General features: G+C 67.5%; 11 protein-coding genes. 2 read left to right on the forward strand and 9 right to left on the reverse strand.

What is annotated here, in order from left to right; all coding sequences use genetic code 11:
- Positions 1 to 12 precede the first annotated feature (12 nt).
- The 7 genes from BIV25_RS21420 to BIV25_RS21455 all read right to left on the reverse strand — a co-directional run bounded on the left by BIV25_RS21420 (position 13) and on the right by BIV25_RS21455 (position 8,298).
- Positions 13 to 717, reverse strand: coding sequence for a response regulator transcription factor (locus tag BIV25_RS21420; protein ID WP_071373970.1), 705 nt, complete (start codon positions 715 to 717; stop codon positions 13 to 15).
- Between the two features lie 190 nt (positions 718 to 907).
- A complete protein-coding gene (locus BIV25_RS21425; protein WP_071373971.1) occupies positions 908 to 2,020 on the reverse strand; it encodes a hypothetical protein in 1,113 nt (370 codons plus the stop codon).
- Positions 2,021 to 2,681: 661 nt separating this feature from the next.
- Positions 2,682 to 3,464, reverse strand: a complete 783-nt coding sequence (locus BIV25_RS21430; RefSeq protein WP_071373972.1) for a CPBP family intramembrane glutamic endopeptidase — start codon at positions 3,462 to 3,464, stop codon at positions 2,682 to 2,684.
- 248 nt (positions 3,465 to 3,712) lie between these two features.
- A complete protein-coding gene (locus BIV25_RS50415) occupies positions 3,713 to 4,318 on the reverse strand; it encodes a hypothetical protein (protein WP_143076678.1) in 606 nt (201 codons plus the stop codon).
- A 203-nt stretch (positions 4,319 to 4,521) separates the two neighbouring features.
- Complete coding sequence (locus BIV25_RS21440; protein ID WP_371273052.1) at positions 4,522 to 6,012, reverse strand: serine/threonine-protein kinase; 1,491 nt, start codon at positions 6,010 to 6,012, stop codon at positions 4,522 to 4,524.
- A 903-nt stretch (positions 6,013 to 6,915) separates the two neighbouring features.
- Entirely contained in the window at positions 6,916 to 7,395 is a 480-nt protein-coding gene (locus BIV25_RS21450) for a DinB family protein (RefSeq protein ID WP_071373976.1), read from the reverse strand.
- Positions 7,396 to 7,878: 483 nt separating this feature from the next.
- The gene (locus tag BIV25_RS21455; protein ID WP_218158474.1) at positions 7,879 to 8,298 is read right to left on the reverse strand and encodes a ribonuclease domain-containing protein; all 420 of its coding nucleotides are present in this window, start codon (positions 8,296 to 8,298) and stop codon (positions 7,879 to 7,881) included.
- A 1,052-nt stretch (positions 8,299 to 9,350) separates the two neighbouring features.
- Between BIV25_RS21455 and BIV25_RS21465 the strand changes: the two genes are divergently transcribed.
- Complete coding sequence (locus BIV25_RS21465; RefSeq protein ID WP_143076680.1) at positions 9,351 to 10,109, forward strand: hypothetical protein; 759 nt, start codon at positions 9,351 to 9,353, stop codon at positions 10,107 to 10,109.
- Here BIV25_RS21465 and BIV25_RS21470 read toward each other — a convergent pair.
- Together BIV25_RS21470 and BIV25_RS53005 are read right to left on the reverse strand one after the other, a co-directional pair.
- Positions 10,085 to 10,525, reverse strand: coding sequence for a glutaredoxin domain-containing protein (locus BIV25_RS21470; protein WP_071373979.1), 441 nt, complete (start codon positions 10,523 to 10,525; stop codon positions 10,085 to 10,087). The two genes, BIV25_RS21465 and BIV25_RS21470, sit on opposite strands and share 25 nt — an antisense overlap.
- A gap of 305 nt (positions 10,526 to 10,830) precedes the next feature.
- Complete coding sequence (locus tag BIV25_RS53005; protein WP_071373980.1) at positions 10,831 to 11,256, reverse strand: transposase; 426 nt, start codon at positions 11,254 to 11,256, stop codon at positions 10,831 to 10,833.
- Between the two features lie 1,336 nt (positions 11,257 to 12,592).
- Between BIV25_RS53005 and BIV25_RS21480 the strand changes: the two genes are divergently transcribed.
- Positions 12,593 to 16,378 carry an amino acid adenylation domain-containing protein gene (locus tag BIV25_RS21480; RefSeq protein ID WP_079176794.1) on the forward strand — a complete coding sequence of 1,262 codons (3,786 nt, stop codon included), beginning with the start codon at positions 12,593 to 12,595 and terminating at the stop codon, positions 16,376 to 16,378.
- The last annotated feature ends 563 nt before the right edge of the window (positions 16,379 to 16,941 follow it).

The raw sequence follows: 16,941 nt of genomic DNA on the forward strand, positions 1-16,941 counted from the left end.
GCCCGGCAGCGGTCACCTGCGCTCGGACAGCGGTCCGGCCACCAGCTTGCAACCGAAGCCGCGCACCGTCTCGATCCGTTCACTGCCGATCCTCCCACGCAGCCGCTGCACATGGGCGTCGACCACTCGGCTGTCCCCGTCCCGCGTGCAGTCCCACACCCGTTCCAGCAGGGCGGTCCGGGACAGGACCACACCGGGCCGGGCCGCGAACTCCAGCACCAGCCTGCGCTCGGTGGGCGTGAGGTCCAGCAGCCTTCCTGCCCGGCGGACCTCCATGGAGGGCGCATGCACCGTGAGGTCGCCGAACCGCATCAGTGGCTCCTCGTTCAGAGTCTCCGAGCCGGTCCAGGAGAAATGGCCGGCCCGGCGCAGGGCCGCGCGGATGCGGGCGACGAGCACCGGTATGTCGTAGGGCTTGGTGACGTAGTCGTCGGCTCCGGCCTCCAGTCCGAGGACGACATCGACCGGGTCGGTCCGGGCGGAGATCAGCAGCACCGGTATCCGGCTGACCTCCCGGATACGGCGTGCCAGGCTGATCCCGTCGAGGCGGGGCAGCATGACGTCCAGCAGAGCGACATCAGGTGCCCTGTCCCTGAAACGCGCCAGTCCGGCCAGGCCGTCGCAGGCGGTGCGCACCTGGTATCCGTACAGCTCCAGCGACAGCCGGGTGGCCTCACGCAGCAGCGGGTCGTCATCAACGAGCAGCACATCGTTCATCGTTCGGCTGGTCTCTTGCTCCGGGGGTCGGGACCGTACAGGTCCGGGACTCGGGGACGGACGGACGAGCCCAGCGTGGGATCCCCTGCGGTCTCGTGGCGGCGACGCAATGGACACCATGGCTCCGCGGACCGTCGTGAGACGGCCGGTACGGTTCCGAGGGGCCGCCGAAATCTCGCTGGGGTGCTCGCTATTTCCGTGTGTGGTGGCAGGTGCCGGGGAAGCCTGCCCTGCGGTCCGGAACAGCGTGGCCTTTGTCGTCGGAAGGCGTCGAGCCGTGTCCCGTCGCATGCGATGTGTCGGATGGCGTGGTGCGGGCCGGGGCGCTCGGGTGAGGGTCTGTGCGCCGGGGCACGGTCACGTGAGGGACGGTCTGGGTGGGGCGCCCGGCCACAGGACCGGACGGGCCGGTGTCGTCGCCGGCCTTGTACAGACAGGCCGTGGCGGCCCCCGCCGCGAAGAGTCCCGCAGCCGCCATCACGGTCAGTGCCGGGCACTTGTCGGCAACGTGGCGGAGCCATGGCAGACGCGGCGCCGCCTCCTTGGGTGGCAGCGTGCGGCGGACAGCGTTCCGCGTCGGCTGGGACGGGGCGGCCGACGAAGCCTTGGCGAGCCGTCGTCGGCGCCTGACGGCCGCGAAAGCGGCACCGCCCCAGGGGAGCACGGCCTCGGCCAGCAGTGTGCCCGGCCGTTCGTTCATGCCGGTCAGTACGGAGTGAGCCTGGGAGCAGGCGGCGCAAGCGGCCATGTGCTGGTCGAGCTCGACACTGGGGTAGGGCCTCCTGCGGCGGGTCGCAGCCTCCAGGAGGGACATGAAACAACGGCAATAGCCGTCGCACTGCTCGGCGTAGAGGCGCAAAGTGGCCTGGCGGAAGTCTTCGAGGGCGCTGCGCCCGAGGCGGGGCACCGTGTCGGGGTGCACACCGAGAGACCGGCCGACCACGAAGGCGTCGTCCCACTGCGCAACCGCATGCCACAGCACGGCCTGGGTGCGTCGGGGCAGTTGCTGATAAGTCCGCAGGATGCGGCAGGCGTCCACCCTGACGGGCTCGGCGGCGAACGGGCCGGGAGCAGTGCGCGTCGTACCGTCCAGCCAGGCGAGGAACTCGGTGGTGAGTTCGGTTCGGCGTGCGGTGCCCGACCACATTCTGGCGGTCAGCTCGACGAGGAGGAGCGGGTGGTGGACGGGCGGCTGGTCGGAGTCCGGCGCCATACGCATGTCGCGCACCGCACGCTGGAGCGCGTCCAGCGCCAGAGCCGCCGCGGATGTCCTGACCACGAAGAGCGCCGCGTAGTCGAGCATGGCGGGAAGGCGACGCCTGCGCAGTTCGACCGCCGCTGCTGCGATCAGTTTCCTACGGGCCCTGCGGTCATCTGGCGCCTGATCAGCGGGCCTTGGCGTGGCACGGGTGCGTAGATCCGCGACGAGTGCCGCATCGGGCAGATGGACGCGGAGCGGCGCTGTCTCGTGGGCCATGGGCTGCGGTGCACCGGAGCGGTGACGCCGGGACATTCTCGTCACCCGCCCGTCCGACGTCCTTGAGGTGAGACTGCAGACAGATGTGACGTGCTCGCACGTGACTCGTGAAATCGAGCGACAGGATGTCGCATGGGAGTATCCGTTCTGTCGGTCGGGCGTTGTCGAACGACCGCGCAGGGGATCACCCGTGGTTGATCCCCGGGGGCGAGGCCTCGGCGGGGGAGATGTCGGATCGGCGTTGCACGAAGCCAACAACGGACGCCGCAGGAACGGCAATGTGTTGCCAGTACTGCTGTGGCTGCTTCCGGTGGTCACGGGCGAGGCATACACCGAGGACGGCACCAATACCTACGGACCACGGACCGGTTCGCCACCGCTACCAGCGAGCGCGCGCGGAAGGTCCGCTCGCGGGGTGACCCCGAGGTGAGGCTGGTCGATCCTTCGTCGGCGAGGGCGGGCTCAGTGCCGCTCCGCATTCCGCCTCTCACCTTCGGCGGCGGCACCAGCGCGACAGGGCGAGCAGGACGGCGACACCGGCTCCGGTCAGTGCGATGGCAGCGTAGTGCCAGCCTGTGGGGCCGTACTGCCCGCCCGTTGCCAACGAAATGACGGGGATGGCCGCAAAATTATAGGCCCCATGAATTCCGATGACTCCCCAGATGCTCTGCCGACGGTGCACATAGAGTCCGGCGAATGCGCCGAAAATGAGCGCATGAAGGACCGCGAGGGTGGTATTCGCGTCCACCAGAAGATGCAGGCAGGCGAACAGCACAGCCTGTACCAGTATCGCCGTGCACAGCTGATGGCGTCGTACCAGCAGCGGCAACAACCAACCTCGGAAAATGACTTCTTCCACACCGGCCTGGAACGCGTTCACCACCATCCACAAGGGGGCGAAGGCGAGAAGCGTCGACAGGCGGACGCTTCCGTTCACGGCGGTCCACCCTGCGGCGACCGCGACGGCGAGGGCGCAGACCGCCCAGGCCAAGCCCAGCGCATAGCCCCGGGCGAACTCGCGAAATTGCCCTGGCCCGCGCAGTCCCACATCGACGAAACGTCGGCGCTCGGCATGGACCACCCGGAAGGCGACCAGCGCCGACAACCCGCCGAACACGACAATGTCACTCAACGCCGACGCCGATGCGCCGCGCAGGCTCCACAACGGATACTCCAGCCCGTGCGTGATCGGCAGAGCCATGATCCACGCCAGCCAGCCGAGCAACACGTCGGCGCCGAAAAGGACGAGATAGAAGCGGAAGAACCGCACCTGCCCGGACAGTTCGGAAGCGCCGCGGCGATCCCGTGCCCGGGAGCGGCTCGCGTGGTCACTCCGAGAGACGGGGACGGCAGGTCGGTTCATCATGCTTCTCCCGGTGACGGACGTGGACGAGGTGCCCGGCCCGATCGATATCCGGCCGGGCCGGGCACTCGGCGCACGTCGTCATGCCAGGGGGAGCAGCGTCCGTGCGTCGTCGGGCTGCTCAGCGGGCCCGGTCAACGGCGGTCAGGGACTGATCACTCGCCGTCCAGGACGTACACGGGGTCCGGGCGCGCGGGTGCGCCTCCATCGGAATCCGGGGAACTTTGGTTGTCGTAGTAGTCGGCTTGATTGGCTGCGCCCTTGGTGATTCCTCCGCCGAGGCTGTGCGTCGGGGTATTGAGAGGGGGTTCGTCGTCCACGCCGAAGATCTGCTTGCCGAGCCATATGGCCCCGTCGATGAGATCCTTGCCCGCCTTGCCGCTGCCCTTGAGCTGGTGACCGTCGACCGCGTTCCCCGAATCCGGGGATCCGGCCGATGCGGCGTGAGCTGTCGGGCTCTCGTAGCGCGCGGCTGCCGCCTGGGAGGCGACGGCCCCGAGCGCCGTAACGCCGAGAGCTGCCGTGGCAATCCCCATACCCATCCGTCGCCGTGCCGGCGAGGTTGAAGCTTTGCGATGTCCGCCCATAACACGTGATCCCTTTCTCATGCCCGCCGCTGATGCCGATTCCTGCCGATCTGTCGGATAGTGACGATCACCCTTCGGTGCAGCCATTTCCTGGTCGAGTCGACTATCGGCGTTTCCTTGGGCAATAGAGAATTCGGCCTCTTGTGTAACCAGATCTGCCGACGGCTGCGGCATAAACCAGTGATCGCCTGGGCCGTATCTTCGGAGGCCGGATCAAATTCCTACGGAGGTGTAGACGACCAACTGCCTGGAAATATCCGTCGGGTAAGCAGGGGTTGATGCTCTCCTGTACAGCTTTGGGTCCCGTCGCCGATGACCGTTCCGGTCACGATGTTGGCCATCGGCCGGCACGACGCAAGCGAGAAAGGGCGCTGCCTCTATGCGCGAAGGCGGATTCCGTCGACCGCGGTGTCGAAGGCCGGCCGGTACTGGTTCCACTGTTCGTTCGGTGCGGAGAGGTAGACCACGTACTGGGTGCCGTCGGTGCCGCTGAAGGCCAGCTCCACTGCGCGGTACTCGCGGGCCCTGCCCTGGAAGGTGAACTCCCAGTAGCCTGCCGGCCGTCCCCGGAACGTGGTGTGTTCCATCCTGACCCGTTCGTAGCCTGGGTTGTCTCGGCGGGTCTGGGCCTCTTCGGTCTCCCGCCAGTGCCGGACGGCATCGCCGCCCGCGAACTGGACGACGCTGATCCGCAGGCCGGCCAGCCCGGAGATGTAGCCGACCTCGTCGCCGGGCAGGTCCTTGGAGGTCCAGCCGTCGCGTACGGGGACGGAGACACCCTGGGCGGCCTGCTCAAGGTGGTATCCGAGGGGAACGGGTGGCAGCGACGGCGATGAGGAGGCACTCGGGCTTGGGCTCGATGTACCGGGTGCCGTCCGATGGGTGCGCGAAGCGGCGTCACCGTTCACGTGCCAGAGCATGCCGCCCGCCACAGCGGCGGCCGTCACCACCGTCGAGACGATCCACAGCACCGTGCGGCGGCCGCGCTTGCCCCCTGGCGCAGGAGCCGCAGGATTCGCGGAGCTCCCCGTACATGTCTCAGCCTGCTCCACGTTGGTCGGCGCGTGCACACGCCCCTCCGCCTGCGCGGGCGAGTGCAGGAGGTCGGTGCCCGCTTCCGCTGCGCGGCTCAGGAGGCGTTCGGCCTCGTGGGCGTCCATGCGCTGCTCTGGTTCCTTGACCAGCAGGCCCTCGATCACGGAGGTGAGGTGTCCGGCCTTGCTCGGGGGAGGACACTCCTCGGTGGCGATGGCGTACGCCGTCTCCATCGGGGTGCCGCGTTGAAACGGGGAAGAGCCCTGGACCGCTTGGTACAGGGTCGCGCCGAGGGCCCACAGGTCGCAGGCGGGGCCAGGCTCGGCGATCCCGGCCCGGAGGCGTTCCGGTGCCATGTAGTGGATGGAGCCGACCAGCTCGCCGGTCCTGGTCAGGGACGGTGTTCCGGGCTCGACGGCGATGCCGAAGTCGGTGAGGACGATCCGTCCGTCGTGCCCGAGCAGAACGTTGGCGGGCTTGATGTCCCGGTGCAGGACTCCGGCGTCGTGTGCGGCGCGCAACGCGGCGGCCATGGCACGGCCGATCCGGGCCGCCTCGGCGGGTGGCAGCGTGCCCTGTCGCTTGAGGAGATCACTCACTGTGACGGATGGTATGTACTCCATGACAATGCACGGCAGCCCCTCGTCATCGACGACATCGTGCACCACGATCACGTTGGGGTGGGTGATCCGGGCGGCGCTGCGTGCTTCCCGGCGGGTGCGCTCGTGGAGTCGCTGGACTTCGTCGTCGTGCAGGTGCGGCGGGACGTGTAGTTTCTTGACGGCGACATACCTGCCGAGCAGTTCGTCCTCGGCCCGCCACACGGTTCCCATACCGCCACGGCCCACACGCTCCACCAACCGGTATCGGCCGGCTACGAGCCGCCCCAGATCCGACACCGTGGGACCTCCGTGCTTCTCGCATGCTTGAGCATGCCCTGACATTTGCGGAAGCACTCTAACCCGTACTGATTAGCACGGGTGGGACAGCGGACTGTCCCGTCGGTACAGCATCCGAGCTGGGCGGTCCCTTTCCGTCCCGTCAAGATCATGTACGCCAGATGCCGGGGTCAGGCGTGTGACGGTCCCGTCCAGCTCGCCCGTGCCCGCGTCATGCGCCGGGCGTGCGCCGGGCTCGCCGCGACGGATGCCGGTTCGCACCCGCGTACCGTGCCTGTACCGTGCCCGTCAGGGATGCCTGGCACGGCCGTCGCACATGCGCGTACGTCGTGCCGCAGCCGTCTTCGGCCACACACTTCGGGCCCTCATCACCCGCACGCCCTGCGACCTGACCGCTGACGAGCGGCAAGCCCTGCGCCGCGCCGACCCGCGTGGCGCCATCGGGACCGCCGACGACCACACCGAAGACCAGTTGCAGTACTCGTTCGACTCAACCGGCTGGAGGGGGACCGCTGGCGCTGGGTCATGGTGCTGAGGGCACGGCCGGGCCGTGACAAGGGCGAGCAAGCGGTGGTCGTGGTCGGAAGATGGTGCGCCGCAGGCTGCACCGCTGCAAACCGATACGGTCCGGGGGAGCCCGGCTCAACGACCGCGAGGAACTGCGAGGTTCGCCGATGGCCTCTGCTTGCTGCCGCTCCGGCTGGTGGCGGTGAGTCCGTCCCGCAAGGCCGGTACCTGCGCCAGTTGCTCGTCGGGTGCGTCCAGTTCCGCGCGCCGCGCGGCAATCCGTTCCAGCAGTTCGGGATCCGGTATCAAGCGTGGACTCGGTCGCGGAGCTCAGTCAGCAAGTACCTGTTCGCGCAGGATGTCGGCATGGCCGCAATGGTGGGCCAGCTCCCGCAGAACCTGCAGATAGACCCAGCGGAGCGTGCGCGGTCCGGCCCGGTGGCCGGTCACGACGGCGTCCAGTGGCAGATCTGCGACCGCCGTCCGGGCCGTGGCGCAGGCTTCCCGGTGGACTGCCATGACTGAGGCGACAGTGTCGTCGTCGGAGAGCCGGAAGGATTCGTCCGGACTCCGTACCAGGCCGAGCTCACGGCGGGACGTGCCGCCGACGCACTCCTCGAACCACACCCGCTGCATCCATGTGACGTGCTTGAGCAGCCCGAGCAACGTCGTCTCCGACGAGACGAGGCGGCGGCGTGCCTGTTCCTCGGTGAGACGGTCGAGAGTCACCTCAATGGCACTGCGGTATTCCTCGACGAACGCGTCGAGCTGGACGCGTTCATCGTCCAGCGGCACATCGAACGAACCCATCAGAGACTCCCATCACGCCGCGGGCCGAGCCCACGGCACATCGTGCGAGCGGCGGCCCACGGTAATCGTCGACATTCCTGGTCTCACGACTCGTGCTGCACGAGTCGGCGCAAGTCAATCAGTACGCAGCCGAAGGCGCGGAGCGTCTTGTCCCAGCTGTGCAGCGGACTGGCGGCGGCGAGGTAACGGGCGCTTCACGCGTGGGCGGTGACGCGCTGGCTGAGATCGGCGGCGGGGCCGTCGGGGACGGATGGTACTCGGGCTGCGATGTCGGATGTGCGTCATGGATGCGTACGGACCGTACGCCGGCGGCGCAGTTGAGGAACTCGCTCCAGGCGGACGAGGGCGGTCTCGGTACTGCGGGGCGGGCCTCTGGACATGTTTGGAGGGGCGGTCCTGGGCGAACCGCCCCTGACAGGGCATCAGCCCACCGTACTCACCAGCACGCTGGAGCAGGCGGATCGTTGACGTCCTGGTGGTGTGTCAGAGCTGGTAGAAGTCGGAGTAGTGGTCGGGGGAGTACCAGACCGTGCCGGTGTCGGAGTCGACGACGATCCGGTAGGCGTCGCGGTGGGCGCCGCAGGTGCGCGGGTAGACGTCGTACTCATAGAAGGTGTCACCGGAGGGCAGCTGCCCGTCGTCGTTGTAGTACTCGCCGCCCGCGTAGCTGCACTGGCCGTTAGGCCAGTCGACCCAGCCTCGGGTGGTCGGATAGCCGAGGTTGGACCAGGTCGAGTTGGCCGAGGCTGCGTCGGAGCATCCGTCGATGTCGCAGGAGCTGTAAACCGCCGCGTTCGCGGCCGGGCTGTTGACGGCGGACACGCTGAGCACGGATGCGATGGCGGCGATCAGCACCGCGAACCGCTTGGCCCAGGGCAGCTGGGGACGTCGCAGAGTCAGCAAGATACCCTCCGAGGTTGTTGGGGCATGGGCATGACAGTTTTGCATGCAACGATTGGATGCGCCATCAGTGGCGACCGATGGACAACTACCTTGTAATTCAGGCCTGTTAAGGGAGCCTCCGCTTTGAGGGAACCGTGGGTGTCCTTTGGGTTTTACGTCCGCCAATGCCTTCGGCCTCACGGCCCCCGCCGCATCTTCCGCTGGATCATGACCGATCCCGGAAACCTGAAAGCCTACGAGGCCGCCGACCTCAAGGAGAACCGAACCACCCACCACGTCCGAGACTTGGCCACCATGATGCGCGGCCTGGGGGGGGGCGACCAACTACCCGCGTGAACGAACCGCGTCCTGGCCGATGACCTGCTCGCTCAGCGATCACTGGTCAACGGCCCTGAAGCGGGACCTGGATGCGGTGACCGCCGAGCTCTCGACCCGATGGAGCTCAGGCCGGGTCGAAGGCCAGGTCGCCGGGGTCCGGCTCCTCCAGCGCAGGGGCTACGGCCGCGCTCACCTCGCTTCCCTTCGGCAGCGCGGTGTCAGCAGCCCGTGCACGCCCGCTTCCGAACAGCAGGAAACCGAGTCAGTACCAGCGGCTGAACGCAGCGGCGCGCCGGATCCGCTGTCTGCGGCGTGTCGAACAGCCCACAGCGGAGCCTCGAACCTGAGGCTGCGCCGTCCGCCACCGGCTCGTCGGGCTCGGGACATCGACGGCCGTGCCACATGGACGGAGGCCGGACACCTCAGGGTCAGCCGCGTCCGCGGCTGACCCTGAGGATGCTCGGACCACTATGCGCAGGGTGCCGGCCTGGCTGGTCAACGGACTGCCCGGCGGTGTCAGCATGCGACGGTGTGGACCCCACCTACCGACGTCCAGGGGTGACCGCGAGAATGCACGCATGACCGAGACCATGCAGGTACCCGCAGAGGGGGAGGATGACCTGGCCTGTCTCCTGGCGGCCATGCCCGGGCTGGCCTCGTTCGCTCGCACGGTTGTCCGGCTCCGCCCGCGTCGTGGTGAACCCGGCGTCCGAGACAGTCATGTCGGAGGGCCGATGCTCTGGCCTGCGGAAGAGTCCTGGCCGTACTGCGCGAGCGAGGATCACGCGAGCGCGGGCGATCGGGTGCCGATGGTGTCCGTGGCGCAGCTGTACGCCGCCGACGTGCCCGAGATCGCCTTCCCCGAGGGCACTGACCTGGTGCAGATCGTGTGGTGCCCCGAGCCGCACGACGTGCCGAAGCCGTCGTTCCAGGGCAAGGACTGCCGGGTGTTCTGGCGGCGTCCAGGTGACATCAGGTACGGGCCGGACGTGCAGCCTGACCCCTGGGAACACTGGGATCCCGAATGGGACGAAGTCCCTCTGCCGTGCACGGTGCACCCCGAGCGGGTCGTCGAGTACCCCTGGTGGCAGGAGCTGCCGGTCGGGATCCGCAAGCAGCTGAAGAGCTCGGATGAACTGTTCGACCGCTACTGGCAGGTGAGCCTCACGGGCGGTTGGAAGGCCGGCGGCAGCAAGTCCTGGGCCTCCAGTGACATGCCCGAGAGCCTGGACTGCCCCGAGTGCACAGCACCTCTCGTACTGCTCCTGCAGGTGGACTCCTACGACAGCCTGCCACTCATATCGAAGAACCCCCATACGTACCTGTGCAACCGTGACCGGCCGGCATCTCGTATGGGGCACGGAGGAGTTCGCGCTCGCCGCGGAGGCGACCGGTTTCCTTGTGGACGATGCGGCGGATGCCGGGATCTACGTCTGCTCCGCCGATCAGCGGCATCAGGCCTTGTACTTCACGCAATAACGGTGCAGAGGTGATCGCGCACCCACTCGGGATCGGGGTTGGTGTGTGGCCGGCCCGCCACGACGACGGTCGGCACGGTCTCGTTGCCGTCGTTGGCTGCCCTCACCGCTGCAGCTGCTGCCGGGTCACGCCAGATGTTGACCCAGTGCAACTGGCGGGCGCTGCGGCCCAGCCGGATGCGCAGTCGCATGCAGTACTTGCAGCCCGGGCGCCAGAAGACGACTGGCCGACCGTCGACCACGCTGCGGCGTTGCGCCTCCTGCGCACTGATCGATCTCGGAAAGACCAGGGGCGAGTTCACACCTGCGAGCGCGAGGAACGCCAGCAGGAGTGCTGCGGCTGCGCCGGGATTCCCCTCGAAGGCCAGCACAGTCGCAACGGCTGAGCCGCAGAGCACAAGCAGCGTCGGCAGGATCCAGGCGCGCACCATGATGAAGCAGGCTATCGCTGAATCGAAATGCTCCTCGAACCAGGCCGCTCGCCTGGGCGTTCGCCGGACGCTGAGGCAGTCTTCATCTGATCTTGTGCGCCTGCCAGGGGCACACGTGTCCACGGCGATGGCCGTAAGGGCGAGTCTGCTGCCTCATCATGTTCCGGGGGGAAGCTTCACCAGCACTCTTCGCCCTGCCGTCGTTAAGCGCAGGACGCGCTCCTGGGCATCGGTGAGTTGCTGGACACGGTGCAGGGTCAGTGACCGTGTAGGACACGGTGTCAGGTGTCGCTATGTCCCGGTTTTTATCCTGGAAACTGCTGTTTGGGGTGTGGTGTCGGGTCGTGCCAGGAGATGGTGTTCTCGCTGGTGAGGCGGCGGGCCCTGAGGTTGGTCATGGCGAGGTGGATCATGGCTTCGGAGCGGGCGGACAGGGTCTCGTAGTCACGGGCGAGACGTCGGTGGAGGTAACTGCCGTACCTGAGCTTGGGGATGGCGAGTTCGACGGTGCCCGCCCGGGTGTCCCGCCGGCGTGGGCGATATCCGTTGCGGTGGTTGACTCTCTCGTCGCTGACCTCCTGGCCGTTCTCGGTGTTGCGGAGGGCGTCCGCCTCGGCGGACATGAGCGCGTCGGCGAACGTCTTGACGATCGCGCGCAGCAGATCGGGACTCGCCGCAGCGAGGTTGTCCTCGGCGAGGACACGCAGGGGCGAACTGTCGGGTGCGGTCATCGTGCTGATCTCCTTCGGGCTTCGACACCTCGAAGATCAGCCGGTGGCCGCTTCACTGTGCGGGCCTCATCCCAACGCCGGAGCAAACCCCCGGATCAGGTCGAACCCGTACACCATCTCCCTGGACGCAACCAGCCACCGTACCCCCAGCGTTCGGACGGGTGTCTGCGGACATCCGACCCCCGGAGCCACTACTCCGGCCAACCTTCCCGGTCGGATCGCTGGCCGTCGTTAAACCCATGCCCAGGAATCCGGGCCGCCCCCCTCCCAGTGAATGTCGTTCCATGTCGCTATATCCAACTCGTCCCTGTTCCCGAATCCTGCGTTCTGCATGATTGCAGGCAAGTCGTGAAGAGAGTGAGCAGTGGCGATCATTTGACCCTTCACCCATACTTTGCGCGAGCCCTCCGGTGACGGCGGGCCTATCACCACAGGTTTCATAGCATTCCGCACACTGGTCAACGCTGTTGGTGCCGCCCAGTGAGTCCACAGCAGGGGATAAGTCGATGCATCTCGCTCTATGACCCATGCGGCGGCTACGTGCCGTCAGCCGAATCGTGCCGACGCGCCGCTCTTGATGGGCCTGATCTCGTAAGTACCCAACATTCTAGTTCTGAATGCATGGGTTGCCAGCCGGAGAGCGTCGATGTCACGCCTGCGATCTGGTGCCGAGCGAGACGACAGCGCTTCCGGTCGACGTGCGGATGCGCCAGCAGCGGGCCACCAGCTTGGTCAAGCATGATCGCCTTGTGTGCGGCATAGGAGCGAGGCACTATGACGTCATTGGCCGGTGGCCGCCAACTGCCGCCTCGCGGAGACGCTCATTCTTCCACTGCGCTCACTACGGACACGGAACCGACGGTTGAGTGGAGGCGATGATGGAGCATTTGCACGACATCGATGCCGTAGTCGCAGGAGTCTGCTGCAGCTCCGTTCCTCGATTGCTGCCGAAGTGTTTACGGCCCGGTGGTCGCGTCACACAAGTAGCTCGAAATCCGATCTCAGTCCGGCCGGGCACCACACTGCAGAATTGCTGCGAGATGTGCCGATAGGACAGGTCGATCGGAAATCGGCCATGATGGCTGGCCGGCGTGAATGTCTGTTTCTCCCTCCTCATTCCGGCATGGCGCAGCATCGCCGTTCCCTTGGGCGAGTCACTCACTACCCGAGCCCGGACCCGGCAGCAGCCAGGTGTTCGGCAATCGCAGAGTCGACGGCCTCAGCCCGACGGCGGCTGAGAACCACTCACCCGACTCAAGGGGAGACTGTGACCAGAGAACTCTCCCGTTCCGCAGCCTGTGCTGACCACATCCAGGTCCAGGGGTGCCTGCCCGCCATGTTGCGCCGGCAAGCGGCATCGCAGGCCACTGCTGTCGCTGTCACCAGCGGCGCGGGCAGCCTGACCTACCGGGAACTGGAGGCAGCCGCCACGCATCTGGCGGGTCGTCTGAACGCACTGGGCATCGCCCGGGACGACTGCGTCGGGCTGTACACCGCACCGTCGCTCGACCTGATGACCGGCGTGTGGGGCGTCCTCTTCGCCGGCGCGGCCTACCTGCCGCTGTCCGCGGACTACCCTGAGGAGAGGCTGCGCCTCATGATCGAGGACAGCGGGGTGCGCGTCGTCGTCGCCCAGCAGCATCTCGCCAGCCGCCTCCGCGACTTCGCCCCGCGCGGCATCCGCGTCGTGGACCTCACCGGCACGGAACCGCACTCGCCCCCGCCGTGCCCGGCGTGGGATCCCTCGCCCGGTGACCTCGCCTATGTCATCTACACCTCCGGCAGCACCGGCCGGCCCATGGGCGTGATGATCGAGCACGGCAGCATCCTGTCCCAGATGCGGTGGATGCAGTCGTCCGGGCATCTCGGCCCGCACACCACAGTGCTGCAGAAGACCCCGATCAGTTTCGACGCGGCACAGTGGGAGGTCCTGGCCCCGGCCGTCGGCGCCCGCGTGGTGATGGCCGCCCCGGGCAGCTATCGCGACCCGGAGGCGGTGATCGCAGCCGTCACGACGAACAGGGTCACGACCCTGCAGTGCGTACCGACGTTACTGCACGCGCTGCTGGACACCGAGCAGATGGGCACGTGCACCAGCCTCCAGCGGGTGTTCTGTGGCGGAGAGGCGCTTTCCCGGCAGCTGTCCCGGTCCTTCTTCGATGCGGTCCCCTGGTCCTGCCTGATCAACTTGTACGGTCCGACCGAGTGCACCATCAATGCCACAGCCCACTTGGTCAGTCCGAACACGCTCAGCGAGGCGCTCGGCTCCGTCCCCATCGGCACGCCCGTCGACAACACCCAGTGCTACGTCCTGAACGAGAATCTGGATCCCGTGGACATCGGTGAGAAGGGCGAGCTCTACATCGGGGGCGTCCAACTGGCGCGTGGCTATCTGAACCGGCCCGAGCAGACCCGCGACAAGTTCGTCCGCTCGCCGTTCATCCCCACCGTGAGGCTGTACCGTACGGGAGATCTGGCCTCCTGGAACCCCGACGGCACCCTCCAGTTCGCCGGCCGCATCGACAACCAGATCAAGCTGCGCGGATACCGCGTCGAACTGGACGAGATCGCGCTGGCCGTCGAGGAGCACACCTGGGTACGCCGTGCCGCCGCGATCACCGCAGACGACCCGCGCACCGGTTCCACCAACCTGCTGGCCTGCGTCGAGCTGAACCCGAAGGAAGCCGCCCTGATGGATCAGGGCGACGCGGGAACGCACCACCAGTCCAAGGCGAACAAGCTCCAGGTGAAGGTCCAGCTGTCGGATCCGGGCCTGCGCGACGCGCATGAACTAGAGGGCAGACCGGTGGTGCGGCTGCCCGGACGGCGGGAGACGGCGCGGCAGCGCCAGGAGGCCTTCGCCCGCAAGACGTACCGCTTCTTCGACGGCGGAGAGGTCACCCGAGAGGACATCGTCGCTCTGCTCTCCCCGGCCCCACGGGCCGGGCAGGCGCCTGGCCCGACCGATGTGACCTGGCGTCAGTTCGGTGGACTGTTGCGCTGGTTCGGTCCGTTTCGCAGCGCGGAACGGCTTCTGCCGAAGTACTTCTACGCCTCACCCGGCGCGCTGTACGCCACGCAGCTCTATCTGGAGACCGGGGGGCTCGACGGTCTGGGCGCGGGTGTGTACTACTACCATCCCGCCCATCACACGCTGGTGCGTATCGCGGATGCCCCGCAGCGCCCGGACGCGCGACTGACGTTTCACTTCCTGGGCAAGAAGCGCGCCATCGAACCCGTCTACACACACAACATCCGCGAGGTGCTCGAACTGGAAGCCGGGCACATGCTCGGTGTCTTCGAGGAGATCCTCCCTGAGTACGGGCTCGCCATCCGCCCCGACTCCTTCCGGCCGACGGCGAAGGAATACCTCGACGTCGCCGCCGAGGACCACTACCTGGGCACCTTCACCGTCGATCGCCAAGACGGTGCGCCCGCCGACGCCCCCATCGACATCTATGTCCAGGCTCATCCGGGCCGCGTGCGGGGTCTGCCGGCCGGCCAGTACCGGTGGACCGGCCACGATCTGGAACGCATCACGGACGCGGTCGTCCTGCCGCGGCACGTGATCGCCATCAACCAGCAGGTCTACGAGCGATCGAGCTTCGGTATCACCGCCGTGAGCCGGGTGGCGGACCCGTGGCTGCAGTACATCGCGTTGGGAGCAAAGCTGCACCATCTGCAGCGCAATGCCTGGCGCATCGGCCTCATGTCCTCCGGCTACAGTTCCAAGACGGGCCACCCGCTGCCCGCCGCGCGGCGCGTCGAGGACATCCTCGCCTCCTGCGCGCTGCCCACGGGCCCCTCGTACTTCTTCCTCGGCGGCAAGGTCAGCGAGGCGCAGATCCGCAGCGAGGGCATGCACGAGGACACGGTGCACATGAACGGTCCTTCCGAGATGATCCGTGACGACCTGGCCAAGCGGCTGCCCGACTACATGGTCCCCAACCGCGTCCTCGTGCTGGACGAGCTGCCGCTCACCGCCAACGGCAAGGTCGACGTCCCCGCCGTGGCAGCCCTGGAGCAGGTGCGCTCCGCCGACACCAGCAGGCCCTACATCGCGCCCGCCACCCCGGCGGAGCGGTGGCTGGCCGACGCGTGGGCGGAAGCGCTGAAGTACGAAAACGTCTCCGTGGAGGACGACTTCTTCGCTTCCGGAGGCAACTCGCTGATCGCGGTCGCACTCGTCAACCGCATCAACCGAGTGTTCGGCCTGAGCCTGCCGCTCCAGGTCCTCTTCGAATCCCCGCGGCTCGCCGATCTCGCGGCCCGCATCGAGAACCAGCACACCGCGCCCGCCTCACGGCTCGTCCCGCTCACCGCCGAAGGCACGAGCCGTCCGGTGTTCTGCTGGCCGGGGCTGGGCGGCTACCCGATGAACCTGCGCCTGCTGGCCCGCGGGGCCGGCGCCGGTCGGCCGTTCTACGGCATCCAGGCACACGGGATCAACGCGGGGGAGACGCCGTATCCGACGATCGGCGAGATGGCGGCCGCCGACGTCGCCGCCATCCTGCGCGTCCAGCCGGACGGGCCGTACAGCCTCTGGGGATACTCTTTCGGCGCCCGCCTGGCCTTCGAGGCCGCATGGCAGCTGGAACAGGCCGGATACCCCGTCGATCACCTGCTCCTGATCTGCCCCGGCAATCCCCGGGTCAGGGCGGCGGGTGCCGGCCGTTTCGCCCGGGAGGCGTCCTACCGCAATCCCGTGTACGTCGCGATCCTGTGCTCCGTGTTCACCAGTAGCGTCAGCGGCCCCCAGGTGGACGCGTGTCTCGCGGCGGCACGGGACGAGGACACCTTCACGAGCTTCATCCACCATCAGATGCCGACCCTCGACGACGCATTGATCCGCCGCATCATCCGGATCGTCGCGGCCACCTACGAGTTCGACTACACGTTCCGTGAACTCACCGAACACCAGATCCGGGCACGGGTGACCCTCTTCAAGGCCGCCGGGGACGACTACTCCTCCCTCGAGAGCCACTCCGGCTGGTCCACGACCCCACCGACCGTCGTGCAACTCACCGGTGACCACTACAGCGTCCTGCGCGAGCACGGCATCTCGGAACTGGCCACGGCCATTCAGTCCCGAATCAGCCATGCGGCGACTGGAGACCTTTAGAGGTTCTGACGAAGGCGTCGGACGTGTCAGTAGGTGATGAGACATGGAGCGAGTAGCGGGCCCTCGCTTCACCATCACGGTCCGGCTCCGGCCGCTGGTCTTGCCGAACAGGGGCAGGAGTTGGTTGCGTCGCCCGCGGTTGCCGCCGGTCAGCGACATCGCGAGCGCGATGCCCTGGGCGTCGGTGACGAACGTGGTGCCTGCTGCCCGGGCCGTGCGCGATCGACCGGGCTGGGACCACTTGGGGCCCCTGCGGGCCGCCTGCACAGGGGAGGAGCCGATCACCCCCCCAGGACCAGTCCGGGTTCTTCTCTCCTGGAGGGTTTCGGGAATGCCCTGTTGAGGTGAGGCGGATCCGGGGATCCAGCGCCGGGTATGGGCCGGAGCGCGTGGCATGTCGCGGTGCCACCGACTGCGCTGTTGAGTTCTGACCAGTATGGGTGGGCGGTGGGTGCCTGTGGGGGCGGGGCTGTGTGGGGGGGGGGCTTGGGGGCAGTGCATTCCGTCCGTCGTAGTCGGTGACCGGTTCGACGCGGCAGTGCGTCAGGACGTGTTCGCTCACG

Origin of the sequence: Streptomyces sp. MUSC 14 (genome assembly GCF_001866675.1) — a bacterium.
Lineage (GTDB): Bacteria > Actinomycetota > Actinomycetes > Streptomycetales > Streptomycetaceae > Streptomyces.

Excerpts from the sequence above, each read along its gene's own strand:
- BIV25_RS21465 (WP_143076680.1), top strand. The coding sequence starts at position 9,351 with ATGCTCTGGCCTGCGGAAGAGTCCTGGCCGTACTGCGCGAGCGAGGAT.
- BIV25_RS21470 (WP_071373979.1), bottom strand. The coding sequence starts at position 10,525 with ATGGTGCGCGCCTGGATCCTGCCGACGCTGCTTGTGCTCTGCGGCTCA.
- BIV25_RS21420 (WP_071373970.1), bottom strand. The coding sequence starts at position 717 with ATGAACGATGTGCTGCTCGTTGATGACGACCCGCTGCTGCGTGAGGCC.
- BIV25_RS53005 (WP_071373980.1), bottom strand. The coding sequence starts at position 11,256 with ATGACCGCACCCGACAGTTCGCCCCTGCGTGTCCTCGCCGAGGACAAC.
- BIV25_RS21450 (WP_071373976.1), bottom strand. The coding sequence starts at position 7,395 with ATGGGTTCGTTCGATGTGCCGCTGGACGATGAACGCGTCCAGCTCGAC.
- BIV25_RS50415 (WP_143076678.1), bottom strand. The coding sequence starts at position 4,318 with ATGCCGCAGCCGTCGGCAGATCTGGTTACACAAGAGGCCGAATTCTCT.
- BIV25_RS21440 (WP_371273052.1), bottom strand. The coding sequence starts at position 6,012 with ATGGGAACCGTGTGGCGGGCCGAGGACGAACTGCTCGGCAGGTATGTC.
- BIV25_RS21425 (WP_071373971.1), bottom strand. The coding sequence starts at position 2,020 with ATGCTCGACTACGCGGCGCTCTTCGTGGTCAGGACATCCGCGGCGGCT.
- BIV25_RS21480 (WP_079176794.1), top strand. The coding sequence starts at position 12,593 with ATGTTGCGCCGGCAAGCGGCATCGCAGGCCACTGCTGTCGCTGTCACC.